The organism is Chromohalobacter sarecensis (assembly GCF_023061135.1).
GTDB lineage: Bacteria > Pseudomonadota > Gammaproteobacteria > Pseudomonadales > Halomonadaceae > Chromohalobacter > Chromohalobacter sarecensis.
This window is the reverse complement of the sequence record NZ_JAKGAN010000005.1, coordinates 242,000-268,981: the sequence shown is the minus strand read 5'-3', so window position 1 is coordinate 268,981 and position 26,982 is coordinate 242,000. Positions and strand designations below refer to the sequence as shown.

Below are 26,982 nucleotides of genomic sequence, written 5' to 3'. Positions count from 1 at the left end.
GCCGCGTAAGCGTCAATGTCGCGTCCGGCAACCACCGCGCGCTCTGGTATGATGCGCGTCAATCTCCGGCACATTCATGCAAGGGCCCTCCGCATGCTGTCCATCCTACGGGGTTTTCTGATCCTCACGGCGTTTTTGATGCTCGGCGACATCACCGTCGAGCTGTTCGCACTGCCGCTCTCCAGCGGGGTGGCCGGTATGTTATTGCTCACCTTCTGGTTGCTGCTGCGTCGCCGCCTAAGTGACGACCTCGGCGCCGCCAGCCAACCGCTGATCGGCATGCTGGCGCTGCTCATCATGCCGGGCGTCGTGGGCATCTTCTTCCAGGCCGACGAATTCAGCGGCCAATGGCTGACCATCTTCATCGCCCTGATCCTGAGCACGCTGCTCAGTTCGTTGACCACGCTGTGGTTGATGCAGCGACTGGTTTCCACGCCACGGGAGCGGCCGGATGAGTGAGCTATTACTTCGCCTGGAGATACTGACGAGCGATCTCTCGCAACGTCCCGAAACCGCCATCGTGCTCACCCTGGCGGCCTATTTCGCCGGCCTGCGACTTTTTGGCTGGCTGCGCTCGCCCGCCTGGTGCCCACCCATTCTGCTCGCCGCCTGCCTGCTGGCCGGCTTGCTGGCGCTGTTGCCGCTCGACTACACCGAATACCGCCATGGCGTCGGCTGGCTGACCTGGCTGCTGGGCCCCGCCACCGTGGCCCTGGGCGTGCCGCTCTACCAGCAGGTGCACCACATTCGGACATTGTGGCGGCCCATTGTCCTCACCTTGCCGCCCGCTGCCATGCTCGCGGCCGGTTACGCAGTGGGCATCGCCTGGCTGTTGGACGCACCGCCCCAAGTGCTGGCCTCGCTCGCCCCCAAATCGGTCACCGCGCCCATCGCCATGGGCATCACCCAAGAACTGGGCGGCTCCGTATCGCTGCTGATGGGCGCCTTGCTGATCACCGGGGTGATGGCCACGCTCAGCATCACGCTGCTAGCACGCTGGGGCAACATCCACGATCAACGCGTTATCGGCTTCGCGCTGGGCCTCAACGGACACGCCATCGGCACCGTGCGCGCTTTCGACATCGGCCCCACCGCCGGCGCTTTCGCTTCGCTGGGTATGAGCCTGACCGGCGTGTTCACCGCGCTATGGCTACCCTTGATGTGGCATCTAATGGGATAAGCGCCCGCCTACGGTGACATGAATTTCCAAACTGAATCGTGTCATGTCATGCCGACGTCACATGGCCTTGGGCAAGCGGGGCGTAACTGCGCTAACATCGGCGCTTCACTGTCGAAGCGGGGCTCCCGAGCGTCTATCCATGTCCTATCGCATCGCCATCAATGGTTACGGTCGTATCGGCCAATGTGTCCTGCGAGCCCTCACCGAGCGCCATGCCACTGACCTGGTCGTGGTAGCCATCAACGAGCTTTCCGATCTCGATACCATCGCCTATTTGACGCGCTACGACACCACCCATGGGCGCTTTCCCGGCCAGGTGGAAACCCGCGACGGTGCGCTGGTCATCGACGGCCATGCCATCCGCGTGCTCTCCGAGCCCGACCCCACGCGCCTCCCCTGGGCAGAGCTTGATATCGACCTGGTGCTCGAATGCTCGGGCAGCTTCAAGGACCGCGCCACCGCCGAGCGGCATATCGCCGCCGGCGCGCAACGACTGCTCTTCTCGCAGCCCGCCGAAGCCGATGTCGACGCCACCATCGTGCATGGCATCAACGACGCCGAGCTGCGTCCCGAAATGCGCATCGTTTCCGCGGCGTCCTGCACCACCAACTGTCTGGTGCCGCTATTGACCGTACTCGACGAGGCGCTGGGGCTGGAACATGGCGTGACTACCACCATTCATTCGGCGATGAACGACCAGCCGGTGATCGACGCCTATCACAAGACCGATCTGCGCCTGACGCGCTCGGCCATGCACTCGATCATCCCCGTGGATACCGGGCTGGCACGCGGTATCGAGCGCCTTATGCCGCATCTCGCCGGGCGCTTCGAGTGTCTGCATGTGCGCGTGCCGACCATCAACGTCTCGGCCATGGACATGGCGCTCTCGGTGCGCGAGGCCACCACGGCCGAGCAAGTCAACGCGCTGTTGCAGGCCGCCAGCCACGAACGGCTCCATGGCTTGCTCGGCTACACTCAGGAGCCGGTGACCTCGGTCGACTTCAACCACGATCCGCGCTCGGGTATCGTGGACGCCACCCAGACCCGCGTGGCCGGCAGCCATCTGATCAAGATGCTGTGCTGGTTCGACAACGAGTGGGGCTTCGCCAACCGCATGCTCGACGTGGCGACACACTGGCTGGCACTCGCCACCCAGACCGCTTCCGCTACACCGACGCGCGCCGCACCCTCGACATCATCGTTGTCGTCTGACATCCCTTCACCCAAGTGAGGAACACGCCCATGAACGTGCGCAAGATGACCGATCTGGATCTCGCCGGAAAACGTGTACTGATTCGTGAAGATCTCAACGTGCCCATCAAGGGCGACCAAGTCACCAGCGATGCGCGCCTGCGCGCCTGTCTGCCGACCATCCAGGCCGCGCTCGACGCCGGCGCTCGAGTGATGCTGATGAGCCACTTGGGCCGCCCCACCGAAGGCGAGCCCGCCGATGAATTCTCGCTCGCGCCGGTGGCGACGCACCTCGGCAAGCTGCTGAACCGCGAGGTACGTCTGGAAAAGGACTATCTCGACGGCAGCGTCGAGATCGCCGACGGCGAGGTCGTACTGCTCGAGAACGTGCGCTATAACAGCGGCGAAAAGAAAGACGACGAGACACTGGCCAAGACCTACGCCGCACTCTGCGACGTCTTCGTCATGGACGCCTTCGGTACCGCGCACCGAGCCCAGGCCTCCACCCACGGCGTGGCGCGTTTCGCACCGTTGGCGTGCGCCGGACCACTGCTTTCCGGCGAGCTCGACGCCCTGGAAAAAGCACTCGCCACGCCGGCACGCCCGATGCTGGCCATCGTCGGCGGCTCCAAGGTCTCCACCAAGCTCGAGGTGCTCACCGCGCTCTCCGAGAAGTGCGATCAACTGATCGTCGGCGGCGGCATCGCCAACACCTTCATTGCCGCGGCGGGCTACAACGTCGGCAAATCGCTGCATGAAGCGGACTTGGTCGATCAAGCCAAGACATTGATGGCCAAGGTCGACATTCCGCTGCCATCCGATGTGGTGGTCGCTACCGAGTTCTCCGAACAGGCCGAAGCCACGGTGAAACCGCTCGACCAGATCGCCGACGACGACATGATCCTCGATATCGGCCCAGACACCGCCAAGCGCTTCGCCGCACTGCTAGACAACGCCGGCACCATCCTATGGAACGGCCCCGTCGGCGTGTTCGAGATCGACCAGTTCGGCAAGGGCACGGAAACGCTCGCGCGCGCCATCGCCGCCAGCCCGGCCTTCTCCATCGCCGGTGGCGGCGACACTCTGGCAGCCATCGACAAGTATGGCGTCGCCGATGATGTCTCCTACATTTCCACCGGCGGCGGCGCCTTCCTCGAATACGTGGAAGGCAAGCAACTGCCCGCCGTGGCGGCCCTCGAAGCCGCCTCTCGGTAACCCGGCTCACGCCACTGCGCAAACCAAGACATCTCAAATCACTACGTCATGATCGGCGGCCTGCGGGCCGCCCTGCACTTCCAGAGGAATCACACTCCCCATGGCTCTGATCAGCCTGCGTCAACTGCTCGACCACGCCGCCGAACACGCCTATGGCGTTCCCGCGTTCAACGTCAACAACCTGGAACAGATGCGCGCCATCATGGAGGCCGCCGACAAGACCGACTCACCGGTGATCGTGCAAGCCTCCGCAGGCGCGCGCAAATACGCCGGTGCGCCCTTCCTGCGCCACCTGATCCTGGCCGCCGTCGAAGAGTTTCCGCATATCCCGGTGGTCATGCACCAGGATCACGGCACCAGCCCCGATGTCTGCCAGCGCTCCATCCAGCTCGGCTTCTCCTCGGTGATGATGGACGGCTCGCTCAAGGAAGACGGCAAGACGCCCGCCGACTATGCCTACAATGTCGACGTCACCCGTCGCGCGGTGGAAATGGCGCACGCCTGTGGCGTCTCGGTGGAAGGGGAATTGGGCTGCCTGGGCTCGCTGGAAACCGGTCAGGCCGGTGAGGAAGACGGCATCGGCGCCGAGGGCACGCTGGATCACAGCCAACTGCTGACCGACCCGGAAGAGGCCGCGCAGTTCGTCGACGCTACCCAAGTCGACGCCCTGGCCATCGCCATCGGCACCAGCCACGGCGCCTACAAGTTTACGCGGCCACCGACGGGCGACATTCTCTCTATTCAGCGCATCAAGGAAATTCACGCGCGCATTCCCGACACCCACCTGGTGATGCACGGCTCCAGCTCGGTGCCGCAGGAATGGTTGGAAATCATCAACGCCCATGGCGGCGAGATTCCCGAGACCTATGGCGTCCCGGTCGAGGAAATCGTCGAAGGCATCAAGCATGGCGTGCGCAAGGTCAATATCGACACCGACCTGCGCTTGGCGTCCACCGGCGCGGTACGCCGCTTCCTGGCCGAGAACCCCAGCGAGTTCGACCCGCGCAAGTTCCTCAAGGCAAGCGTCACCGCCATGCGCGATGTGTGCATCCAGCGTTTCGAGGCCTTCGGCACCGCCGGCCAAGCCAGCAAGATCGCCCCGCTCAACCTCGAACGCATGTTCGAGCGTTATGCACGGGGCGAGTTGAAGCCGCAGGTCTCGTAAGGCCCTATCGAGACCGGGAGACTTGAGAGCGCCACCGGCGCTCTCAATCGATTAAGGGAAGGATTACTGCTCGAGCACGAACGGGTCGGTGTATTGATCGGCATTGTCCGAGGTGATGAGGAAGCAGTCGAAGAGCCTCTTCTCGCCATCCATGCCGGTTTCACCGTTCTTGATGTATTTATCCGCCATGCGCACCGCTGTCTCCGAGAAGATGGCCACCGGCTGCAACACGGTATATTCCATCTCGCCGGCTTTGACCGCCTCGACCGCATCGGGCGAGCCATCGAAGCCCCCCACGACCACGTCATCGAGCTTGCCGGCCTCCTTCAAGGCCGAGATCGCCCCCAGCGCCATCTCGTCGTTACCGCTGATCACGCCATCGATATCGGGATTAGCCTGCAACATGCTCTGCGTCTTGTTGAACCCTTCAGTTCTATCCCAGTTGGCGACATCGACGCCGACCCGCTCGAGGCCAGGATATTGGCTGAGCACGGTTTCGTAACCGTTGGAACGGGTGGCGGCGTTGTTATCCGAAGGCGCGCCCTTCAACTCCACGTAGCGTGCCGAATCGCCGACGCTCTTGATCCACTGCTGTGCCCCCAGCGCCGCACCCTGGGCGTTGTTCGAGACGAGCTGTGCCTGAGCCAGCCCCTGCTCGTTGATTTCGGCATTGATGATAAACACCGGGATGTCCGCTTCGACGGCCTTGCGTACCGCCCCGATGGAACCGTCGGCGTTGGCCGGATCGAGGATGATCGCCTCGACACCATTGGTGATGGCCGTATCGATCTGGTTGCTTTCCGTGTTGGTGTCCCCCTTGTGAGAGCTCACCTCGGCACGATAGCCAAGTTCTTCGGCGGTTTCCTCGGCGATCTTGCCTTCCGTGAACCAGTAGGGGTTGGAGGTGTCGTTGACGATAATGGAGATACGTCCTTCGTCCTGGGCCGCGACCCCACCCGCGAAGAGCGGCGTGCTCACGGCCAGTGCAGCTATCAGCAGGCGTTTTCCTTTCATGAACATAATCGATCACCTTTTACTCTTATGATTGTGTACCGGCTTTACCGGCAGTACTTCCCGAGGCCGGCGAACGCCCAGTGGCGCCCTCCGGTTGCGGCGAAGTCGTCTTGCCATCGGAAGAGGCTTTCTGCTTCTTCTGACCGCTGTACTGAATACTGTTGAGCAAGACCGCAAGAATGATGACGGCCCCTGTGAACACGGTCTGCCAATAGGAAGAAACCCCGATGATGACCAGCCCATCGGAGAGAAACCCGATCACGAAGGCCCCCAGCAACGTGCCGCGCACATTGCCGCGCCCCCCGGTGAGTGCTGCACCGCCGATGACGACACCCGCAATCGCGGTCAATTCATAGGTCGTCCCGGCGGTCGGCCCTGCCGAGGTCAATTGAGATGACAGCACCAGCCCGGCAATCGCCGCGCAAATGCCCGAGATCACATATACCAACACCTGCACACGCTTGACCGGCACCCCGGAAAGCTCTGCGGCACGGGCGTTACCCCCGGTGGAATACACCCAACGCCCAAACGGTGTGCGCGCCAGCAGCAGGATGCCGACAATTGCCACGGCCGCAAGAATCAAGACACCGACCGGAATCCCGAGCAATCGATTGAAGCCCAACCAGTCGAAACCGGTATTACCCAGCTCCGGACTACCGCCCAGATTGTTAAAGGTCAACCCGTCGGTCATCAGCAGGGCAACACCTCTTGCCACGTACAAGAGTCCCAATGTCGCCACGAAGGCGGGCACCTTGAAATACGCAATCAGCACGCCATTGATCGCGCCGACCAGTGCGCCCAACCCGCATGTCAGGATGACCACGACCCACACCGGGGGATAGAACACGACACCCAGTATCTCGAAGGAAACGCCCTGCATCAGAAAGCCCGCGAAGACGCCCGCCAGGCCAAGCGTCGAGCCCACGGAAAGGTCGATGCCGCCCGTCAGGATGACCAGCAACATACCCAGCGAGAGCAGGCCGAAGATGGCGACGTGCGACGACATGGTCAGGAAGTTGCTGGTCGAGAAATAGACCGGGGAAAGAATCGAGAAAATGACGATGATCGCGATCAAGGCGAAGAACGCACGCCCTTCTAGAAGCACACGCTTTATATCGAAATCGCCACCGAATAGCTTGCCGCGCTCATTGTCGTTATCTTGGCTGACATCAGACATTGTGATTATCTCCGCTGTACAAGTGGATCAAGCGACCACGGCCTCGCCCGAGGCAGCCATAATCTCTTCTTTGGTGGCATCGGCACCGAATTCGGCCGCAATCCGGCCACGACTCATGACGACGATACGGTGGGCAATACTCAGGCATTCGCCGACTTCCGACGTCGAAAACACCACGGCCAAGCCCTGTTGCGCCGCGCCCTCGCTGAGCAGCCTGAAGACCTCAGCCTTGGCACCGATATCGATCCCCCGACTGGGCTCGTCGAGTAGTACGACTCGGGGATGCGTCGCCATCATCTTGCCGATCACGACCTTCTGCTGATTGCCGCCGGATAACGAACCGATAGAGGCGGCAGGGCCATCGGTCTTGATGTGAACGTTACTGATCGAGTCCCCCACCACGTGGCGTTCACGCCCACGCGATGTCAGTAGCCCTTTGGTAAAGGCACCGATGCTGGCAAGCGAGAGGTTCTCGCCCACCGACATCGTCTGCACCAGGCCATCGCGCTGACGGTCTTCCGGCACCAGTACCAGGCCTTTTTCGATACGCTCCGCGATACTCAGCCGCGAGATGTCCTCGCCATGTAGCAGAACCCGGCCTGCGACCATCCCCCCACGACCCGCCACGCTTTCGAGCAATTCGGTGCGGCCCGCCCCCATCAACCCGTAGATGCAGACGATCTCGCCAGCACGCACACTCAACGACATGTCATCGACCACAGCCCGCCCAGGGACCGACGCATCCGGAACGGTGACACCCTCGATCGACAGAACGGCATCCCCCATCGCGTATCCTTCCGGCGGGGAGCCGAGATCGAAGTTTTCCCCCACCATGTTGCGTACAATCCACTCGAGATCGATCTCCGCACGCGCGGCATAGGCCGTCATCCGACCATCGCGCAATACCACGGCATGGTCGGTAATGGTCAGGGCTTCCTCGAGATGGTGGGAGATATAGACGAGCGAGACGCCGCGGCTTTTCAGGTCACGAATCACGCGAAACAGCACCTCGACTTCCGAAGCGCTCAATGCCGAGGTCGGCTCATCCATGATCAGAATGCGCGAATTGACGGATAACGCCCGGGCGATCTCGACGATCTGCTGCTGCCCGAGACGCAGATCTTCCACAGGCGTGAGTGGATCGATGGGTTCATCCAGCTCTTCCATGAGCTGACGAGTCTGGCGCGATTCCTCCGCGTAATCGACGCCGCCCTTGCCGACGATTTCACGGCCCATGAAGACGTTATCGCGGACGCTCAAATTGGGCGCGAGACTAAGCTCTTGGTGAATAATCGATATCCCATGGCGCTGCGCCTCCGTGGTCGAGGAGAAGCGAACCGGCTCACCTTCGAGAACGATTTCTCCCGATGATGGCTGAATGACACCCGAGAGAATCTTCATAAGCGTCGATTTTCCCGCGCCATTCTCGCCGAAAAGCGTCGTCACCTGCCCGTAATGAACATCGAAATTGACGGCCTTCAAGGCATGAACATTACCGAATGACTTGGCGATATTGCGCGCCGACAGGATCACCTTGCCCAGCGCCTCTTCTTGACTGGCTGCATGTTCGTTCATCGCATCAAGCCTCCGGCTCATTCCACGCTAAAGTCGACCGGCGTCACGAGCCAGTTATTCGGATTGATCAACTGGAATACGCCCATCACCGTCACGGTCTTGCCTTCCAGGGCCTGTGTATCGATATCCGATAGAACCTGGGCCTTCATGGCATCGTTCAGAGCGGCGCCCGCATTCTGGTATTCGATCTGATTCTTGAATTGACCGAACTCGATCTCCCCCGTGGCATCCCGCAGGTCAGTACCGTTGATGGCCGGTCCGGTCTGAACCCGCACCACGAGGTCATCGGGCGCCCCGTCGGCTTTGACCTCGTACGTCCCAGACGCGCCTTCTCCCACCACACCGGTAAAGGTGACGGGCATGATGGGGCCGACGCCGCCTGACACGCCGTATTTTTCCCCCGCCGCGCTCTGGTCTTCAGCAATCGCACTGGACAGCTCGTCGATATCGACGGCTCTGCTGTCGATATCCTCGCGAATCTTGGGAAACTCTTCCTCGGCGAAGCGCGCCATTTTCGCGCCTTCCTGCTCCTCTTCCGCTCCGATCGGCATCACCGTCGTATCCCAGGCCATGACGGCCAGCAGGGCGACCGCAACGCCGATCATCACCGCTCTACCGCGTCTTTTTCGCCACCGTTTCGTAGGCATGACGGCCGTATTTGAAGTCATGGTGAAGCGCCCCCTGGCGTCGCTGATGAGTGGTAATCACGTCCCACGCCGAATGACGGTTGTGGTCATCACGCAGGACATCGCGACATCACGCCCCAGGCATGAGGATGATCTTGAGTGCGCTGCTGTCGTGTCTCATCAGCTCGATCCCCTTGTGGAAATCCGCCAGTGGCAGCTTGTGGGTCACCACACCTTCGGTGGGAAAGTCGCCATTCTCGATGCCTTCGATCACGTGCGGGTAGCAGTAGGGCCCCAAGTGCGAGCCCAGCACGTCGAGCTCCTTGCGGTCACTGATGATGCTCCAATCGACCGTCACCGGATCCTTGAACACACTGAACTCGACGAAACGTCCCAGCTTGCGCAACATCGCCAGCCCCTGCTCCACCGACTTGGGCGCGCCGGTCGCCTCGATGTAGATGTCGCAGCCATAGCCGTCGGTCATATCCTTGACGATCTGGACGACATCTTCCTCGCTCGGGTTGAGCACCATGTCAGCGCCGAACTTCTTGGCCAGTTCCAAGCGTTCGCCGTGCAGATCGAGCACCACCAGCTTGGCGGGGCCGGATTTCTTGGCGGGTCCGATCATGCCCAACCCCAGCGTTCCCGCGCCGGAGAGCACCACGATGTCTCCCAACTGGATTTGCGCTCGTTCCACCGCGTGCATGGAGCAGGAAAATGGCTCGGTCAGTACGATGTTCTCCACCGGTACATCCTCCGGCAGCTTGTGGTTGATGGCCTCCTTGGGGAACTTCATGTACTCGGCCATGCCGCCGTTGACGTTGTTCTGGAAGCCATACACGTCGTGCTTCTCGCACATCCAGTACTGGCCGCGATGACAGAAGCGGCAGTCCCAGCACGGCACGATCTGCTCGGAAATGACCCGATCGCCGATCTCGAAACCGGTCGCACCGGGGCCCATCTTGACGACGTGCCCGATGAACTCGTGGCCTGGAATCATCGGCGCTTTGATATAGGCAGGCTGATCCTCGTCACCCCAGAAGCTCGGCGCGCCTTCATACGCTTTGAGATCACCGGCACAGATGCCACAGGCCTCGACCTTGACCAGGATTTCCTTTTCTCCGATATCGGGGACTGCGACGTTTTCCAGTCGATAGTCTTCCGGCGCGTAGGCAACGATGGCACGCATCGTGTCAGGGATGTCGGGGGATGGGGTAAGCGTATCGTTCATGACGGCCTCCATTGAGCTGGCGCTTATTTATCATTTGATCTTTTGTTGCTCAAATGAATTAACGCTTTTCAGTATAGCCAGGTCAATGAAGTCGGCGATCTTTTCGCCTTATACTTTAGGATTGCCTTACAAGTCATTGTAATAAATGATTTTTTTAAAGCCTCTTTACGGCAACGAACGTCCGCAAAGCACAGGAAGGAAAAGAAGACTCGCAGAAAAAAGCCGTTCACATAGACACTTCAGTGTTCATATGAACGGCTTTGTACGGCACTCAGCAGCACCTGGATTCAGCTCGCCGTCGTGGTGGTCGCCTCATCCAGACGCAGAATGGTATGCGCGTTGGTTACACTCGTAGCCAAGGTATCGATGACGCCTGTACGCAGGGCCCCCAGGATCCCTGCCGCCTTGGTGTTTTCACTGGCGATCGCCACCACGTCGGGAATCCGTGCCAGATCGGTGATGGTCAAGCCGATGACCCGCCCCTGCATGGGCGTTTCCGACGGCCGGCCATGCATGTCGATGAAGTCGTACCCCATCATGTCACCCACGGTTCCCGAGAGCCGCGCCTCGGCAATTTCCTGGGGCGTGAACCAGCCCATGCGTACCATGTTGCTGTCTTCGCTGAGATCGCCGACACCGATCATCGCGATATCCGCACGTCGCGCCCTGTCCAACGTCTGACGTACGGTGGGGTTTTCATACATCGAATCGCGCAGCGCCGGGTTCTGCACCAGCGCTGGCGCATAAAGCGTCTCGCTATCGCCACCATACTTCATCGCCAGACGGCGGCAGATATGATCGGGATTCATATACTCGCCGGCACGCAAAGACCCACCGATGGCACACACGAACGAGCATTTACGCTCGCCTTGCTCGAAGACGTTATCGGCCACCGAGCCGACGTTACGCCCCATGCCCACCGCCACGATCGAGCCATCGTGCAACTCGCGCGACAAATGATCGGCCACCAGGCTAGCCACACCGGAACGCTGAACGTCAGGGTCGGTGTGGTCGAGCGCAATCAAGGCGCGCTTGATACCGAAGCGGCGTATCAGCGCCTGCTCGATCTCGGCACTCACCGCAGGATGCTGGCGCACCCGCACATCGACGATGCCCTCTGCGTGCGCGCGTTTTAAAAGCCGCCCCGCCTTGACCCGGGAGATCCCCAGCCGGTTGGCGATCGCTTCCTGGGTTTCGCCCTCCACATAATACAGAGAGGCGATTTCAGTCATCAGCGCGACCTCGGCGCTCTCGACACGTTCACTCATAGCACTGCCTCATACGATCCGCTTCCGGGCCATTTCGGACGATGCGCACAAGGTACCACAGCGAACATGCGTACTCTCGTCGATCAGACGCTCGGGGGGTCGCGAAAAGCCTCTCTTTCATATTCCGCGATGCGCGCGATTTTGGCGCGCGAGCCGCCACCGCCAAACTCGGTTTCCAGAAAGGTCGTGACGACGGCCTTGGCCAGCTCCGGGCCGACCACACGGGCGCCGAGCGTCACGATTTGCGCATCGTTGCTCGAGCGCGCCTTGGCAGCCGAATAGGTGTCATGCGCCTGCGCGGCACGAATACCACGTACCTTGTTGGCCGACATCGCCACGCCGATGCCGGTCCCACAGACCAGCACTCCCCGCGCGACCTCTCCCGAGTCGATGGCGCGCGCAACCTTGACCGCCACATCGGGATACAGTACCGGCTCTGCGTTATAGGTGCCGTAATCGACAGGCTCATACCCCAGAGCGCGAATGTGCTCGATCAGCAAGACCTTGAGCTCGAACGCGGCTTCATCGCCGCCCACTGCAATGCGCTTTTCCGGCGCGCGGCCTCTTGAGTCTGACATGTGTCGTCTCCCGTGATGATTCCTCCCCTTGCGATCGGCATGCTATTACCGTTCGCGCTATGTTCAAAATATCACTAACCGAACATTTGTAAAATTCTCAATCACGAAAAGTAAGATCAAACCTTGCGCCGTCCTGTTATCCAATTTCCCGATGAAGAAATAAAAAATCCATTAATTCAATTATTTAAATTTAAATAGCGATTTCACACCCCTTATTCACGACCAAAGTCTCAGGCACCGACACCGCCCACGCCTTGACAGCCTTGGCCCCCAAGCCTAAACATCTGATCAGCGAAAGATCATTATATAATCCGCCGCCCAGGTAGCGGATCGCCACGCCTCACCGTCGGCCACAACGAACAAGAGGAATATGCCATGCAACGCATCATCAATGACCCCGACAACGTCGTGGACGACGCCATCAAAGGTTACTTGCGCGCCTCGCCGAGCTTGTTTGCCGCCACCGACCACTCGCGCGTCCTCAAGTACCCGAGCAGCCCGAGCGACAAGGTGGGGGTCGTGACCGGTGGCGGTTCCGGCCACGAACCCGCCTTCCTGGGCTATATCGGGGCCGGGATGTGCGATGCGGTGGCCATCGGCGAGATATTTTCATCACCCACCGCCGATGCATTCCTCGAAGCCTTCCGTGCCGCGCCCCATGGGCAGGGCGTCGCCTGCCTGTACGGCAACTACGCGGGCGACAACATGAACGTGAAGATGGCCAAGCAAATGGCCGAGCTGGAAGACATCGAGGTCAAGACGGTGATTGCACGCGACGACGTGGCCTCGGCACCGGCGTCGGAGCGCGACAAGCGGCGCGGCGTGGCCGGCGAGGTGATGATGTGGAAAATCGGCGGCGCGGCGGCGGCCCGTGGCGACAGTCTCGACGAGGTCATTCGACTGGCGCAGAAGGCCGTCGATGCGTGTTCGAGTATCGGCATCGGGCTGAGCAGCTGCACCATCCCCGCCAACGGTAAACCCAACTTTTCGATCGAGCCCGGGCACATGGAACTCGGCATCGGCCACCACGGCGAACCGGGGATCGAAGTCGCGCCGCTGACCAGTGCCGAGGCCATCGCCACGGCCATGTGCGACCCCGTGCTCGCCGATCAGGACTTCGCCGGCAGCGAGGTGGCGGTGTTGATCTCCGGGCTTGGCGCCACGCCGGTGATGGAGCTCAATATCCTCTACGCACACATCGCCGAGCGGCTCGAAGACGCCAACATCCGCGTGCACCGTACGGACATCGGCAATTACTTCACCTCGCTGGAGATGATGGGCGCCACGCTCACGCTGATGAAGCTCGACGACGAGCTCAAACCATTGCTGGACGCCCCGGCACGCTCGCTGGCCATCACGCAGTGCTGATCGGAACCGCTATCACGGGAGATTCACCATGCAAGTTCTGGATGCGACTCACGGCAGGGACATTCTTGAGGAGTTGGTCGAGGTCATCGTCGACAACCGCCAATATCTGAGTGACGTCGATGGCGCGATCGGCGACGGCGATCACGGCATCAACATGGCCAAGGGCTTTCGGCTTTGCGGGGAGTCTATCGCCGGCCAATCGCTGTCGCTTTCCAAGGCGCTGGGCACGCTTGCCACGACCTTGATGGGCTCGATCGGCGGCTCGATGGGGCCGCTTTACGGCAGCCTCTTCATGGGCATGGCCAAGTCAGTCAAGGACAAGACCGTTCTCGACGCCAAGGATTTCGGCGACATGCTCGCCGACGGCCGCGAAGCGCTCGAGCAGATCAGCGATGCCAAGGTCGGCGACAAGTGCCTACTCGATACCCTGGTGCCGGCCATTGAACGTTACCGCGACGCCGTCGAGGGCGGAGACGACTTTCCCCACGCACTGCAGGCGTTACGCAATGGCGCCCAATACGGTCGCGATTCGACGTTCGACCTGGAAGCCAAGATCGGGCGCGCGGCACGCCTCGGCGAACGCTCGTGCGGTCATCTGGATGCCGGCGCGGTATCGTGCTGCCTGCTGCTGAGCCGCTTGGCCGATAGCACCGAACACCGCCTGGAAAAAGCCGCCGCCTGAGCACTGGCGGCCACCCACTTTTCCTTCCACTTCCTCGCCCCCGACGCTGCCTGGCACGTCATGGGCCTTCACGCCCGCATACCGCGGCGGAGCACACCATGGTTTCACAACTCGACTCACTCAAAGCGCTGTCGCAAGTGGTCGCCGACACCGGAGACCCAGTCGCCATCGAACGTTATCGGCCCGTCGATGCCACCACCAATCCTTCCTTGATCCTCAAGGCATTCGAGCTACCCGGCTATCAGCCGCTGATCGAGCGGATCCTGGCGGAGGAGCGTACCGAGAAGGCGCATGACGCCGACCGGCTGGCGCGTATTGTCGACCGACTCTCGGTCGGCATCGGCAGCGAGGTCGCCCAGCTTATTCCGGGACGCGTCTCCACCGAGGTCGCCGCCAAACTCTCGTTCGATACCCAGGCCAGTATCCGCAAGGCCCATGAGTTGGTGGCGCGTTACGAGGCACTGGGTATCGGCCGCGAGCGTATCTTGATCAAGCTCGCCTCGACCTGGGAGGGCATCCGCGCCGCCGAGGTACTCGAGCGCGAAGGCATCCAGTGCAACCTGACGCTTTTGTTCAGCGACGCCCAGGCGCAGGCCTGCTTCGATGCAGGGGTGTTTCTGATTTCGCCCTTCGTGGGGCGTGTCACCGACTGGTATCAGAAAGAGACCGAGCAGACATTCGGCCCCGAGGACGATCCCGGGGTGCGCTTCGTGCGCCAGGTCTGCGAGCGTGCCGACCAGGGCGGCTACGACACCGTCGTCATGGGGGCCAGCTTCCGTACGCCGGAGCAAGTCCTCGCCCTCGCCGGCTGTCATCGGCTGACGATCTCCCCTGCATTGCTGGAAACGCTCGAGGCGCGCGAAGGTAATGTCGAGCCCAAGGTGCGCTTCACGCACCCCGAGGCACAACCCGCCAAGCCCCTCGGGGAAAGCGCCTTCCGCTGGCAGCACAATCAAGATCCCATGGCCATCGATAAACTGGCCGAAGGCATCCGGCGCTTCGCCGACGATCAGGCCTGCCTCGAGGACTTGATCGCCGACCGGCTCGCTAACTGATTCACCGCTCATGGAGGAGACCCCCATGCCCTCTCGCTTCACGCTGGCCAACGCCATTCGCGCCCTTTCGATGGATGCCGTGCAGGCCGCCAATTCCGGCCACCCCGGCGCGCCGATGGGCATGGCCGATATCGCCGAAGTGCTATGGAACGACCATCTAAAGCACAACCCCGGCAACCCGACCTGGCCCGACCGCGACCGTTTCGTGCTCTCCAACGGGCATGGCTCGATGCTGTTGTATTCGCTGTTGCATCTCAGCGGTTACGATCTGGCCATCGACGACATCAAGCAATTCCGCCAGCTCCATTCGCGCACGCCCGGGCATCCCGAGCTCGGCTATACACCCGGGGTCGAGACCACCACCGGCCCGTTGGGTCAGGGGCTCGCCAACGCCGTGGGCCTGGCGCTGGCCGAACGTACCCTGGCCGCGCAATACAATCGCCCAGGACATGACATCGTCGACCATCGCACTTGGTGCTTCGTCGGCGACGGCTGCCTGATGGAAGGCATCAGCCACGAAGCCTGCTCGCTGGCAGGTACCCAGGGCCTCGGTAAGCTGACCGTCATCTACGACGATAACGGCATCTCCATCGACGGCGAGGTCGCGGGATGGTTCACCGACGACACCGCCAAGCGCTTCGAGGCCTACGGCTGGCAGGTCATCGCCGACGTCGACGGGCACGACCCCGCCGCCATCGAAGACGCCATCACCGCTGCCACGCAACACGCTCAGCGCCCGACCTTGATCATCTGCAAGACGGTCATCGGCTTCGGCGCGCCCAACAAACAGGGCACCGGCGCCTGTCATGGCGCCGCCCTGGGCGAGGATGAAGTCGCCGCCGCGCGCCAGCGCCTCGACTGGTCGCATCCGCCGTTTCACGTGCCCGCCGACATCTACGCAGGGTGGAACGCCGACACAGCCGGCCAGCAAGCCGAGGCCGAGTGGCGCCAACGCTTCGCGCGCTACGCCGAGGCCTATCCCGAGCTCGCCGAAGAACTCGAGCGCCGCTGGCGTGGCGAGCTACCCGGCGATCTGGGCGGCAGCGCCCTGATCGAAGAGGCCCAGCAAGCCTGCGACACGCTCGCCTCGCGCAAGGCCTCGCTGGGCGTGCTCAATCGTCTGGGGCCCAAGCTGCCGGAACTACTCGGCGGCAGTGCCGATCTCGCGCCGTCGAACCTGACGTTCTGGGAGGGAGCACGCGTACTCTCCGCGCAGTCTCCCGAGGGCAACTACCTGCATTACGGTGTCCGTGAGTTCGCCATGGGCGCCATCATGAACGGCATCAGCATGCACGGCGGCTTCATTCCCTACGGGGCGACATTCCTCACCTTCATGGAGTACATGCACAACGCCGTGCGCATGGCCGCCATCGCGCGGCGCCAGGTGATCTTCGTCTACACCCACGACTCCATCGGCCTGGGCGAAGACGGCCCTACGCACCAGCCCATCGAACAGCTCAATGCGCTACGCATCACGCCCAACTTGGCAACGTGGCGCCCTTGCGATGCCACCGAAACCAGCATGGCCTGGCTGGCGGCGCTCAAGCGCCAGGACGGCCCCACGGCCCTGGTCTTCTCGCGCCAGGGGCTCCCCGGGCAAGCACGCGATGTCGCGCAGCTCGCGGCTATCGAACGCGGCGGTTATGTGCTCTACGACAGCGACGCCTCGCCCGAGCTGATTCTCATCGCCACCGGTTCGGAAGTGGGCCTGGCCATGGAGGCCGCCACCCGGCTCAACGCCCAGGGGCGGCAGGTCCGCGTCGTCTCGATGCCCTGCGCCAGCGCCTTCGATGCCCAAGACGCCGATTACCAGGAGACGGTGCTTCCACCCACAGTGACACGTCGCCTCGCCATCGAAGCCTCGCATCCCGACTACTGGCGCAAGTACGTCGGCCCTCGCGGCAGCGTGATCGGCATGACCGGCTACGGGGAATCGGGCAAGGCCGAGGACTTGTTCCGCCACTTCGGCTTCACCGTCGAGAACGTGGTCGACACGGCCCGCGCCTTGCTCGACTGACCCACTTGGCGACATGACCGCCAAGGTCATGTCGCCGCCCCCCTTGATTCTCTCCTTCAGCATCGCCAAAACAAGTAGTGAGGCACGCAGGATGGCTGCCTCGGGAAGATTCGTCACCGACGATCCCGTTAAGGAGGATGATATGAGCCGCAAGACCCTCACCGCCGTCAATCCCGCCAATGATCAAGTGCTCGGCGAGCACGAGATGCTCGACGATGACCAGTTGGCCGAAAAGCTCGACCAAGCCCGCGAAGGCTATGCCGAATTCCGTCACCTGCCGCTGGCCGACCGCAGCCGCCGGCTAACGGCACTGGCCGATTTGATCGACCAGCACCAACGCGAAATGGCTGAGATCATCGCCCATGAAATGGGCAAGCCATTCCACCAGGGGATTGCCGAGACACAGATTTCCTCGGCCATCGTGCGCTTCTACGCCGACAACCTGGAATCCCTGCTCGAGCCTCAGTCACGCCAGGTAGAAGGCGCGCAGAAGGCCGAGATCGTCCACGACCCGATGGGCGCCGTGCTCGGCGTGATGCCGTGGAACTATCCGCTTTATCAAGTGGTGCGTTTCGCCGCGCCCAACCTGGCGGGTGGCAACGTCTGCCTGCTCAAGCACGCTTCCAACGTGCCGGGCTGTGCCAAATACATCACCAAGCTGTTTCATGACGCCGGCTTCAAGGAAGGCACCTTCACCTGGCTGCCAGTCGGCTCCGACAAGGTCGAGGGCATCGTTCACGATCCGCTCGTCTGCGGCGTCACGCTGACCGGCAGCGAGGAAGCCGGTCGCGCCGTGGCCAAGATCGCCGGCGACGCCATCAAGCCCAGCGTGCTCGAACTTGGCGGCATCGACCCGCTGATCGTGCTCGACGACGCCGATGTCGACAAGGCAGTGGAACTGGCCGTGAATGGCCGCTTCGACAATACCGGGCAAAGCTGCGCCGCGTCCAAGCGCCTGATCGTCGAACGCCCGATGCTGGAGCGCTTTACCGAGCGCCTCATCGACCGTGTTCAGAAGATGAGCATCGGCGACCCCATGGACGGCGACACCGAGGTCGGCCCCATGTCGCGCAAGGATCTGCGTGACGATATACACGACCAAGTACAGCGCGCGATCAAGGGCGGGGCGCAGCTCGAAACCGGCGGTGAGATTCTCGACCGTCCCGGCGCCTGGTACGCGCCGACCGTGCTGACCAACGTGGCGCCCGGCAACCCGGCCTTCGACGAGGAACTGTTCGGCCCGGTGGCCTCGGTCATCGTCGCCGACGACGCCGAGCACGCCATCGAGCTGGCCAACAACTGCCGCTATGGACTGGGCGGCACCGTGGTCGGCCAGGACGTAAAACGCGCCGAGCAAGTCGCACGCCGACTCGAAGTCGGCATGAGCTTCGTCAACCGGCCCACCACGCCCTTCGCCGAACTGCCCTTCGGCGGCGTCAAGGAAAGTGGCTACGGCCGCGAGCAGAGCGAATACGGCTTTGGCGCCTTCCTCAACGTGCGCACGGTCTATATCGCTAAGTAAGCGAGCCGTCAACGCCCCAACGTAAGCGCCCCCGCCCAATGATTGGGCGGGGGCGCTTCGTTGTTGGGCACCTTTATGTTCCGTAACTAGAAGTTGTAGTTGACGAAACCGCCTGCATAAGCCTGGGTCGCATCGCCGATATCGTCGACGATGGGGCTGTCCTTGGCATCGCCGGTCAGGCGTGACACACCCACCATTCCTGTGACGGACCATGTTCGCGTGAGGTAATAGCTCAGACTGGCATCGGCGCCGACCTTGAAATACCCCTCGCTCGGCGAATAGGCATCCAGCCCCGAACGTTGGCTTTCCCGCGAGGAGATGCCGAACATATCCTCGGCCCAGGACTCGCTCCCATAAGCAACGCTTGGCCCCAGCGAGACAGACAGCCGCTGGGTCAAGCGTGAACGCCAATGCGCCTTGGCCTTGGCGTGATAGCCGTCCACGTCCCCACTGACGGGGGCTTCCACCGCCGCGCTGTATAACCAATGGCCCTCGGTATACTCGGCTCGCAGCCCGGCCGTGACGCCGCCATCGACCTTATCCAGACGATGCAGATCGTCTTCGTCATCGCGCCCGAGGGTATAACCGAGAAACGGCGACACCTTCCAGCCATCCCGATTGATGACGTTCCACCCCACACCATCACGCGCGTTGATATACACGCTATCGCCATAGGCCAGGTCGACAGACGGCCACACGGAGGTTTCATAATCGTCGCTCCCCAGATAATCGGGAGAGTAAATCGCCCCCGTGCCCAGGCTCCCCTGCCAGCCGCTTTCCTGTGCCTGACTGGGCACCGCCACTGCCATCAGCGGCAGCCCAACGGCCAGCGCTGCGTATCGATATCTTGCCTGCATAGTGCCGACTCCCTGAATTCCATTGCATAACCATCGAGTATAGTCGCGTGAATCACTGCGAATGCGTACTCGCCTAAGTCTTTACATACAATATCGAAGGTATCTGTGCTATGCCAGTCCGCTATTGCCAAATAATTGTTAGCAAGCTACATTCTTGCCATCATTCGCTTCAGGAACGTTTTTATGGCATCCCCCAAGCTGTTTACGCCGCTCACGCTCGGCGAGCTCGAACTGGCCAATCGCATCGTCATTTCACCGATGTGCCAATACTCCGCCGACGCTAACGGCAGCATGACCGACTGGCACACCATCCATCTCGGTAATCTGGCGCTCTCCGGCGCAGGGCTGTTGATCGTCGAGGCCTCCGCCGTCGCGCCGGAAGGACGCATCACCTCCGGCGATGTGGGGCTTTATTCGGACGATAACGAGCAGGCAATGGCGCGTGTACTCGAGTCGATTCGTGCCCATTCGCCGATGCCGGTCGGCATCCAGTTGGGTCACGCGGGTCGCAAGGCGTCCTGCCAGGCGCCCTGGGAGGGCGGCGCGCAGCTCAGCCTCGAAGAAGGCGGCTGGCAGACCGTGGCGCCTTCCGCCATCGCGTATCAGGACGGGCAGCGTCCGCCACAGGCGATGAGCCTTGCTGATATCGAACAGCTCAAGGCGAACTTCGTCGCCTCGGCCCAGCGCGCCGAGCGTCTCGGTTTCGAGCTAATCGAACTGCACGCGGCACATGGCTATCTATTGCATGAATTCTTGTCGCTGCTTTCGAATCAGCGCGACGACAAGTACGGCGGTAGTCTGGAAAACCGCATGCGAATCGTGCTGGAGATCTTCGATGCCGTGCGTGAGGTGTTCCCGGACGACAAGCCAGTGGGTATCCGCATCTCCGGAAGCGACTGGGTCGAAGGCGGCTGGGATCTGGAGCAGAGCGTCGAATTGGCCAAGGCACTCGACGCCCGTGGCTGCAGCTTCATCGACTGCTCCGGCGGCGGTCTCGATCCGCGCCAAACGCTCGATGTCGGCCCCAACTATCAGGTGCCGTTCGCTCGTCGCATGAAGCAGGAGGTCGCCATGTCGGTGATCGCGGTGGGACTGATCACCGAGCCGGAACAGGCCGAAGGCATCGTGTTCAGCGGTGAGGCGGACGCTGTCGCCCTGGCCCGCGGCATGCTCTATGACCCGCGCTGGCCGTGGCACGCCGCCGCCCAGCTCGGCGCCAGCGTCCACGCCCCGAAGCAGTATCTGCGTAGCCAGCCGCATACGCTCAAGCAGCTATTCGGTTAACGCGACATTTACGCGCCGTAGGCGTGTTGAGGCGGCCCGCCCCGTTGCAACGAAGCGGGCCGCTTGTTTTCAAGCTCGACCTCAATACCTCACCGTTACCACATCACAAACTAGAACGGATACTGGCGCGGCTCGTGCTGTAGCGTGATCCAGCTTTTCCAAGACGCGTATGAATCTATGAATTCATCCGCACCACAGGCTTGATGGCCTTGCCGGACTTGGAATCCGAAAACGCGTCTTCCAATGCATCGAACTCATAAAACGTAATGAGCTTATCGAAGGGAAATTGCCCCTGGCGGTAGTATTCGATGAGCTGGGGGATAAACACCTTGGGCACCGAATCTCCCTCGATAACGCCCGTCATGGTCTTACCTTCCGCCATCAGGTCATTGTGAACATCCAACGTGACTTCCGGCGTCACACCCACGATGGCCAGCTGCCCCAGGGGACGCAACGCATGCAGCCCCTGACGCACGACCTGCGGCACGCCGGTCGTTTCGACAGCGTAGTGCGCGCCCGCGCCGGTCACGGCGCGAATCTCTTCCACTACGTCCACCTGGCTGCCGTTGAAAACGTGCGTGGCCCCTAACTCCTTGGCGAGGGCCAAGCGGTTATCGTGTACGTCGACGGCGATGATCCGTGAACAACCGGCGATACGCGCCGCCATGATGGCGCTCAGCCCAACCGCGCCGCAGCCGTAGACCACCAGGCTGCTGCCAAACGCTGGTTTGAGGCGGTTGAAGACCGTGCCGCTCCCCGTCTGGATACCACAGCCCAATGGGGCTAGTAAGCCCAGATCGAGGTCGGCATCCACCTTGACCGCGTTGCGCTCATGAACCACCGCGTGAGAACCGAACGACGACTGCCCAAAGAAGGTGGAGACCTCTTCGTCCCCATGGTGCAGATAGCAAGCCCCATTCTCGGCACGACCACCGAAGTTCAATTCATTCATGCGCATACAAGCACTCGGATACCCGGTCAGACAGTGCTCGCATCCACCGCAATGGGCGAAAGACAGGACGACATGATCCCCCGGCGCAAACGCCGTGACTTCGCTGCCCACGGCCTCGACGATGCCCGCACCCTCGTGGCCTAGCACCACAGGGAATGGCGTCAGCCCCATCTCGCGCGCCACGGCATCCGTGTGGCATACACCCGTGGCCACGATCCGCAAGCGCAGCTCATTGGCTCCCGGCTCGGTCAATGCCAAGGTTTCCACAGAGAAAGGTTCGCCCTTGCCTCGGGTAACGGCCGCTTTGATTTGCATGGAAGGTTCCCCACAACAGTTCGGTGAATGCCCCTCGCCATCCTGTGGTGGAGGCGCATGATCACCAGGCCACGATACGGCCCGGTGGTATCGTCATTACCGCATGCAAACTAGAACGGATACTGGCGCGGCTCGTGCTGTAGCGTGATCCAGTGTTCGGTGGTGAATTCATCGATCGCCCAGTCACCGTTGAAGCGGCCTAGGCCGGAGTTCTTTTCACCGCCGAACGGCGCATGCGGTTCGTCGTTCACAGGAATATCGTTGACGTGGGTCATGCCCGCCTTGATGTTCTGCGCAAAGCGCACGCCGCGCTCCAGATTCTGGGTAAAGACCGCGCTGGAGAGGCCAAACTCGGTGCGATTGGCCAGTTCCAGCGCATGCGCTTCATCGCGCGCTGACTGAATGCCCACCAACGGCCCGAAGATTTCTTCCTCGGCGATTTCCATGTCTGCCGTGACATCGCCGAACACATGCGGGGGAAGCACGTTGCCTTGTGCCTCGCCGCCGGTCAGCAGCTTGGCCCCTTCGGCCTGTGCCTTGGCGATCTTGGTCTGGAGTCCATCCAACTGCTTGGCATTGATGATCGGTCCCACGGCGGTCTCGGCATCGGCGGGATCACCGTAGCGCAGCGCCTTGACGCGTTCGACGAAGCGCGCCGTGAACGCCTCCAGCAGCGGTGCCTCGACGATGATGCGGTTGATCGCCATGCAGATCTGCCCCTGGTGCAGGAACTTGCCCATCACCGCCGCATCGACCGCCTGCTCGACATCGGCATCCGCCAGCACCACGAAAGGGCTGTTACCGCCCAGCTCCAGCGCGACATGCTTGAGATGCTTGCCGCCGCTGGCCAAGCGCCCGATGTTGAGGCCCACCGGCGTCGACCCAGTGAAGGTGATCAACGATGGCACGGGATGTTCAACGAAGGCGTCACCGATCTCGGAACCGGCACCGACGAGGACGCTCAACACCCCTGCCGGCAGCCCGGCTTCTTCAAAGATGCGCGCCAACAGCAGTCCCCCGGTAATGGGCGTGTCGCTCGCCGGCTTGATGACCACCGCGTTACCTAACGCCAACGCCGGCGAGACCGAGCGCGCGCTCAGGTTGAGCGGAAAGTTCCAGGGGCTGATGACGCCCACCACGCCCAACGGCGCCCGATAGACACGGCTTTCCTTGCCGGGGATGTCCGAGGGCAGAATACGCCCATGCGCCCGCGTCGGCATGCTGGCCGCTTCCTGAGTGATCGCCCGCGCCGCGCCCCATTCGATCTGCGCCTTGATGCGGGTACTGCCGGATTCACGGATGATCCAGTCGATGATCTCGTCACGGCGCTCATCGAAAATCGTCACCGCACGGCGCATGACATCGCCGCGGGCGTTGGGCCCCATCGCCGCCCATTCGGCCTGGGCCACCTGGGCTTGGCGGTAAGCATCGTCCAGGTCCTGCCGATCGGCCATGGCCAACTCGAGCAATGTCTCCCCGGAATACGGATTGGTCACGCTCAGACGACGCTCGGCGCGGCCTTGCCGCCATTTTCCCGCGATCGGCTGGGTATCCTGGCCGGCAAACAACGGTGCTTGTGTCATGTCTCTCACCTCAATCGACGTACGAAGACGCAACCTCGCTGGGTCGCGTCGCTGTCATGCGAGACTAGCCGGGTATTTAATACGCAGACTAATAGTAATACCCAATGGCCTCGATACGTGATGATTGCGCCGCCATACCCGCCTAGTCCTCCAGCGGTTCGTAGGGCAACCCCACGTAGTTCTCGGCGATGGTGGTCAGACCTGCCTCGGAGCCGGTGACATAGTCCAATTCGGCTTGCTGCATACGGGCGCCGAAATCCTCTTCCTCGGAGAACTTGTGGAGGATCGAGGTCATCCACCACGAGAAACGTTCGGCCTTCCAGACACGCTTGAGGCAGGTCTGGGAGTAACGCGGCACCAGGTCGGTACGGCCTTCGCGATACACCTTGAGCATCAGCCGGTACAGCGTATTGACGTCGCTGGCCGCCAGGTTGAGTCCCTTGGCGCCCGTCGGCGGCACGATATGCGCGGCATCGCCGACCAGGAACAGGCGGCCGTATTGCATGGGCTCGACCACGAAGCTGCGCAACGGCGCGATGCTCTTTTCCAGAGAGGGCCCCGTCACCAGGTTGGCGGCAACGTCCTCGGGGAGACGACGCCGGAGTTCGTCCCAGAAGCGTTCGTCCGACCAGTCCTCGACCTTTTCTTCCAGCGGTACCTGCACGTAATAGCGGCTACGTGTCTGGGAGCGCATGCTGCATAGAGCGAATCCCCGCTCGTGGCGGGCATAGATCAACTCGTCGGAGACCGGCGGCGTGTCAGAGAGCAACCCCAGCCAGCCAAACGGATAGACGCGCTCGAACGTCTTCAGTCGTTCGGCGGGTATCGACTGGCGCGAGACACCGTGGAATCCGTCGCAGCCCGCGATATAGTCACAATCTAGCCGCCGCGTTTCGCCGCTCTGCTCGAAGGTTACGTAGGGGGCGTCACTATCGAGATCGTGGGGCTGCACGTTATCCACTTCATAGAGGGTCTGACCGCCCTCGGCCTCGCGCGCTTCCATCAGGTCACGCGTCACTTCGGTCTGACCGTAGACCATAACCTGCTTGCCGCCGGTATGCGCCGCCAGGTCGACACGTACCCGGCGATTGTCGAAGGCTAGCTCGACGCCATCGTGCGGCAAGCCTTCTTTGTCCATGCGGCGGTCGACACCGGCTTCGCGCAGCAGATCGACCATGCCCTGCTCGAGCACACCGGCACGAATGCGGCTCAAGACGTATTCGCCGCTGCGCCGCTCGAGGATGACGTTGTCGATTCCCGCGCGCTGCAGCAATTGCCCCAACAGCAGCCCCGACGGCCCGGCACCGATGATCGCGACTTGGGTTTTCATGGTGATCTCCTCTTATTCGGCGCTGAGCGTTGCTCAGTCATCGAGTTGCATTTTTCACCGATAAAAAGCCACGAATAAGACAAAATCCCCGGATGAATTTATACTTTCCCAAGATCAGTACGTAACTTTGGTCGAAGTATCGACCTTCGTCGAACAGGAAAAAGGGCATGACGACACGGCAACAAGGTGCCATCCCGGTCTTTCAACTCTATGGCGAAACGCATCAATGGCCGACGCCGGACCTGCTGCACTGTGAATCCATCGCCGAACGCAGCCGTCTGCATGACTGGCATATACGTCCGCACCGCCATGCCGACCTGGTGCATGTCCTGCATATTGCCCATGGTGAAGTCCGCTTGACCTTCGATGACGATGTGCAGCGCGTCCAGGGGCCACTGCTGATCGTCGTCCCCGCGATGACGGTGCATGCGTTTCGCTTCTCGCACGATGTCGATGGCCACATCATCACCCTGGCGATGCCGCTGGCGACCCATATCGCCGATACGTTGCATCCCCAGGGCCAGGTGCTGGCGCGTGCGGGGTTTTATCCATTGGCCGAACAGGCCGAACGCGCCCCCATCGCCACGCTCGTTGCCCAGCTCGATGCCGAGTACCGCCAGCCGGCCGAAGGGCGCGATGCCTTGCTCGAGGCCTTGCTCAACAGTTTGCTGGTTCTTGCCTCACGGCGTGCCACGCGTCGCCAGGCCCGCCGTTCGCGTCATCATGAACGCGGCGAGGCACACCTCGCCCGCTTTCAACAGCTCATCGAAGCGCACTACCACCAGCAGCCCAGCATTCCCGAACTCGCCGAGCATCTAGGCATCAGCAGCGCGCACCTCAGCGCGGTCTGCCAACGGCTGGCGGGGCGCAGCGCCCAGCAATTGCTGCACGAGCGGGTGCTTCTCGAGGCGAAGCGTCACCTGACCTACACCAACATGACCATCGGTCAGGTCGCTGAAAGGCTGGGCTTCAAGGAACCGGCCTATTTCACGCGCTTTTTCAAACGCCACGTCGCCTGCTCACCGAAGGAATTCCGCCAACGTCAGCCATAGCCTCACCAGCGCTTTGGATCCAAAAACGTCATGTCGTCTCCGACGTGCGCCCCACCTCCCCCAAACCGAAGAGTGTGCCGTAACGCAGTCCGATATAGGCATGCTCGCGCATCAGCATCTCGGCCCGCGCCCCTTCACCGCGCGACAAGGCCTGAAATACCAACTGATGTTGAGCGTGCGCCATGCGCAGTTTTCCGTACTCCCGGTCCAGTGCCGCATCGTCGATGACGATCGAGTCGGCCGAGGCGAAGGGCAGATGGTCGTTACGGGCAATCGCATCGTGGATGACGCGGCTGCCGGTCGCGCCGACGATGGCACGGTGAAATTCCTGATTGAGTGTCGCCCAGACCTCGATATCCGCCTTGACCAGATGCCCTTTTTCCAGCAACGCCTCGCCCCGCGACAAGCAGTCCCGCAGCTGCGCGCCGACCTCCTCGGTCACGCCCTGCTCCGCCAGGCGCCGCGCCGCCAAACCCTCGAGGGCACCGCGCACTTCCACCGCACAGAGCACGTCTTCTTCCGAGAATTGGCGCACCACATAGCCGCGCGTCCCGGTCTTCTGCAGCAGCCCCTCTTGCTCGAGCGTACGAAAGGCCAGGCGCACCGGCATGCGCGAGACCTGAAGCCGCTCGGCGACATGCAGCTCCTTGAGGCGTTCGCCAGGGGCGTAGACCCCTTCGCTGATGAGCTTGCGCAGACTGGCGATGACATTAAGGCGACCATTTTTTTCCGATTTTTCCGGCAT

Annotated in this window: 24 protein-coding genes; 12 read left to right on the top strand and 12 right to left on the bottom strand. The window is 61.9% G+C overall.

Translation table 11 applies throughout. From position 1 onward, the window contains the following. The first annotated feature begins 93 nt into the window (after positions 1-93). The 5 genes from L1071_RS10365 (at position 94) to fba (ending at position 4,751) form a co-directional block, all read left to right on the top strand. Positions 94-459 (top strand): CidA/LrgA family protein, encoded by a 366-nt coding sequence (locus L1071_RS10365; protein ID WP_246974339.1) that lies wholly within the window; start codon positions 94-96, stop codon positions 457-459. Further along, entirely contained in the window at positions 452-1,180 is a 729-nt protein-coding gene (locus tag L1071_RS10360) for an LrgB family protein (RefSeq protein ID WP_246974336.1), read from the top strand. The genes L1071_RS10365 and L1071_RS10360 overlap by 8 nt, the downstream gene beginning before the upstream one ends. Positions 1,181-1,319: 139 nt before the next feature. Beyond that, complete coding sequence (locus L1071_RS10355) at positions 1,320-2,411, top strand: type I glyceraldehyde-3-phosphate dehydrogenase (protein ID WP_246974333.1); 1,092 nt, start codon at positions 1,320-1,322, stop codon at positions 2,409-2,411. Positions 2,412-2,422: 11 nt separating this feature from the next. Then, positions 2,423-3,586 carry a phosphoglycerate kinase gene (locus L1071_RS10350; RefSeq protein ID WP_246974330.1) on the top strand — a complete coding sequence of 388 codons (1,164 nt, stop codon included), beginning with the start codon at positions 2,423-2,425 and terminating at the stop codon, positions 3,584-3,586. A gap of 100 nt (positions 3,587-3,686) precedes the next feature. Then, complete coding sequence (gene fba / locus L1071_RS10345; protein WP_246974327.1) at positions 3,687-4,751, top strand: class II fructose-bisphosphate aldolase; 1,065 nt, start codon at positions 3,687-3,689, stop codon at positions 4,749-4,751. A gap of 63 nt (positions 4,752-4,814) precedes the next feature. Here the strand turns inward: fba and L1071_RS10340 are convergent, their stop codons facing one another. From L1071_RS10340 to L1071_RS10310, 7 genes are all read right to left on the bottom strand, one after another. After that, positions 4,815-5,765 (bottom strand): D-ribose ABC transporter substrate-binding protein, encoded by a 951-nt coding sequence (locus L1071_RS10340; RefSeq protein WP_246974323.1) that lies wholly within the window; start codon positions 5,763-5,765, stop codon positions 4,815-4,817. Between the two features lie 25 nt (positions 5,766-5,790). Further along, a complete protein-coding gene (locus tag L1071_RS10335) occupies positions 5,791-6,942 on the bottom strand; it encodes an ABC transporter permease (RefSeq protein WP_246974322.1) in 1,152 nt (383 codons plus the stop codon). A gap of 27 nt (positions 6,943-6,969) precedes the next feature. After that, entirely contained in the window at positions 6,970-8,517 is a 1,548-nt protein-coding gene (locus tag L1071_RS10330) for a sugar ABC transporter ATP-binding protein (protein ID WP_246974312.1), read from the bottom strand. A 17-nt stretch (positions 8,518-8,534) separates the two neighbouring features. Then, complete coding sequence (locus tag L1071_RS10325) at positions 8,535-9,122, bottom strand: DUF2291 family protein (RefSeq protein WP_246898574.1); 588 nt, start codon at positions 9,120-9,122, stop codon at positions 8,535-8,537. A gap of 151 nt (positions 9,123-9,273) precedes the next feature. Then, a complete protein-coding gene (locus L1071_RS10320) occupies positions 9,274-10,374 on the bottom strand; it encodes an MDR/zinc-dependent alcohol dehydrogenase-like family protein (RefSeq protein ID WP_246974309.1) in 1,101 nt (366 codons plus the stop codon). A 287-nt stretch (positions 10,375-10,661) separates the two neighbouring features. Beyond that, the gene (locus L1071_RS10315) at positions 10,662-11,642 is read right to left on the bottom strand and encodes a sugar-binding transcriptional regulator (protein WP_246974295.1); all 981 of its coding nucleotides are present in this window, start codon (positions 11,640-11,642) and stop codon (positions 10,662-10,664) included. An 83-nt stretch (positions 11,643-11,725) separates the two neighbouring features. Further along, complete coding sequence (locus L1071_RS10310; RefSeq protein WP_246974292.1) at positions 11,726-12,220, bottom strand: RpiB/LacA/LacB family sugar-phosphate isomerase; 495 nt, start codon at positions 12,218-12,220, stop codon at positions 11,726-11,728. Positions 12,221-12,595: 375 nt separating this feature from the next. Here L1071_RS10310 and L1071_RS10305 point away from each other — a divergent pair, with 375 nt between their 5' ends. The 5 genes from L1071_RS10305 (at position 12,596) to L1071_RS10285 (ending at position 18,864) form a co-directional block, all read left to right on the top strand. Further along, positions 12,596-13,588: a dihydroxyacetone kinase subunit DhaK gene (locus tag L1071_RS10305; protein WP_246898568.1), complete on the top strand. Its 993-nt coding sequence runs from the start codon at positions 12,596-12,598 to the stop codon at positions 13,586-13,588. A gap of 28 nt (positions 13,589-13,616) precedes the next feature. After that, the gene (dhaL, locus tag L1071_RS10300; RefSeq protein WP_246974289.1) at positions 13,617-14,270 is read left to right on the top strand and encodes a dihydroxyacetone kinase subunit DhaL; all 654 of its coding nucleotides are present in this window, start codon (positions 13,617-13,619) and stop codon (positions 14,268-14,270) included. A 98-nt stretch (positions 14,271-14,368) separates the two neighbouring features. Then, the gene (gene tal, locus L1071_RS10295; protein ID WP_246974279.1) at positions 14,369-15,325 is read left to right on the top strand and encodes a transaldolase; all 957 of its coding nucleotides are present in this window, start codon (positions 14,369-14,371) and stop codon (positions 15,323-15,325) included. Between the two features lie 25 nt (positions 15,326-15,350). Beyond that, positions 15,351-17,342 carry a transketolase gene (tkt, locus tag L1071_RS10290; protein WP_246974272.1) on the top strand — a complete coding sequence of 664 codons (1,992 nt, stop codon included), beginning with the start codon at positions 15,351-15,353 and terminating at the stop codon, positions 17,340-17,342. A 142-nt stretch (positions 17,343-17,484) separates the two neighbouring features. Then, positions 17,485-18,864 (top strand): NAD-dependent succinate-semialdehyde dehydrogenase, encoded by a 1,380-nt coding sequence (locus tag L1071_RS10285; RefSeq protein ID WP_246974256.1) that lies wholly within the window; start codon positions 17,485-17,487, stop codon positions 18,862-18,864. An 86-nt stretch (positions 18,865-18,950) separates the two neighbouring features. Here the strand turns inward: L1071_RS10285 and L1071_RS10280 are convergent, their stop codons facing one another. Beyond that, positions 18,951-19,721, bottom strand: coding sequence for a MipA/OmpV family protein (locus tag L1071_RS10280; RefSeq protein ID WP_246974253.1), 771 nt, complete (start codon positions 19,719-19,721; stop codon positions 18,951-18,953). 183 nt (positions 19,722-19,904) lie between these two features. On the opposite strand from L1071_RS10280, the gene L1071_RS10275 reads away from it, so the two are divergent. Next, on the top strand, positions 19,905-21,005 hold the full coding sequence (locus L1071_RS10275; RefSeq protein ID WP_246974251.1) for an NADH:flavin oxidoreductase/NADH oxidase: 1,101 nt from the start codon (positions 19,905-19,907) through the stop codon (positions 21,003-21,005). Positions 21,006-21,180: 175 nt separating this feature from the next. Here the strand turns inward: L1071_RS10275 and L1071_RS10270 are convergent, their stop codons facing one another. The 3 genes from L1071_RS10270 to pobA all read right to left on the bottom strand — a co-directional run bounded on the left by L1071_RS10270 (position 21,181) and on the right by pobA (position 25,185). Then, positions 21,181-22,272 (bottom strand): NAD(P)-dependent alcohol dehydrogenase, encoded by a 1,092-nt coding sequence (locus L1071_RS10270; RefSeq protein ID WP_246974248.1) that lies wholly within the window; start codon positions 22,270-22,272, stop codon positions 21,181-21,183. A 110-nt stretch (positions 22,273-22,382) separates the two neighbouring features. Further along, positions 22,383-23,855 (bottom strand): aldehyde dehydrogenase family protein, encoded by a 1,473-nt coding sequence (locus tag L1071_RS10265; protein ID WP_246974245.1) that lies wholly within the window; start codon positions 23,853-23,855, stop codon positions 22,383-22,385. A gap of 142 nt (positions 23,856-23,997) precedes the next feature. Beyond that, positions 23,998-25,185, bottom strand: a complete 1,188-nt coding sequence (gene pobA, locus L1071_RS10260; protein WP_246974242.1) for a 4-hydroxybenzoate 3-monooxygenase — start codon at positions 25,183-25,185, stop codon at positions 23,998-24,000. A 167-nt stretch (positions 25,186-25,352) separates the two neighbouring features. Here pobA and L1071_RS10255 point away from each other — a divergent pair, with 167 nt between their 5' ends. Next, the gene (locus L1071_RS10255; protein ID WP_246974238.1) at positions 25,353-26,237 is read left to right on the top strand and encodes a helix-turn-helix domain-containing protein; all 885 of its coding nucleotides are present in this window, start codon (positions 25,353-25,355) and stop codon (positions 26,235-26,237) included. Between the two features lie 28 nt (positions 26,238-26,265). Here the strand turns inward: L1071_RS10255 and L1071_RS10250 are convergent, their stop codons facing one another. Then, complete coding sequence (locus L1071_RS10250) at positions 26,266-26,982, bottom strand: GntR family transcriptional regulator (RefSeq protein WP_246974235.1); 717 nt, start codon at positions 26,980-26,982, stop codon at positions 26,266-26,268.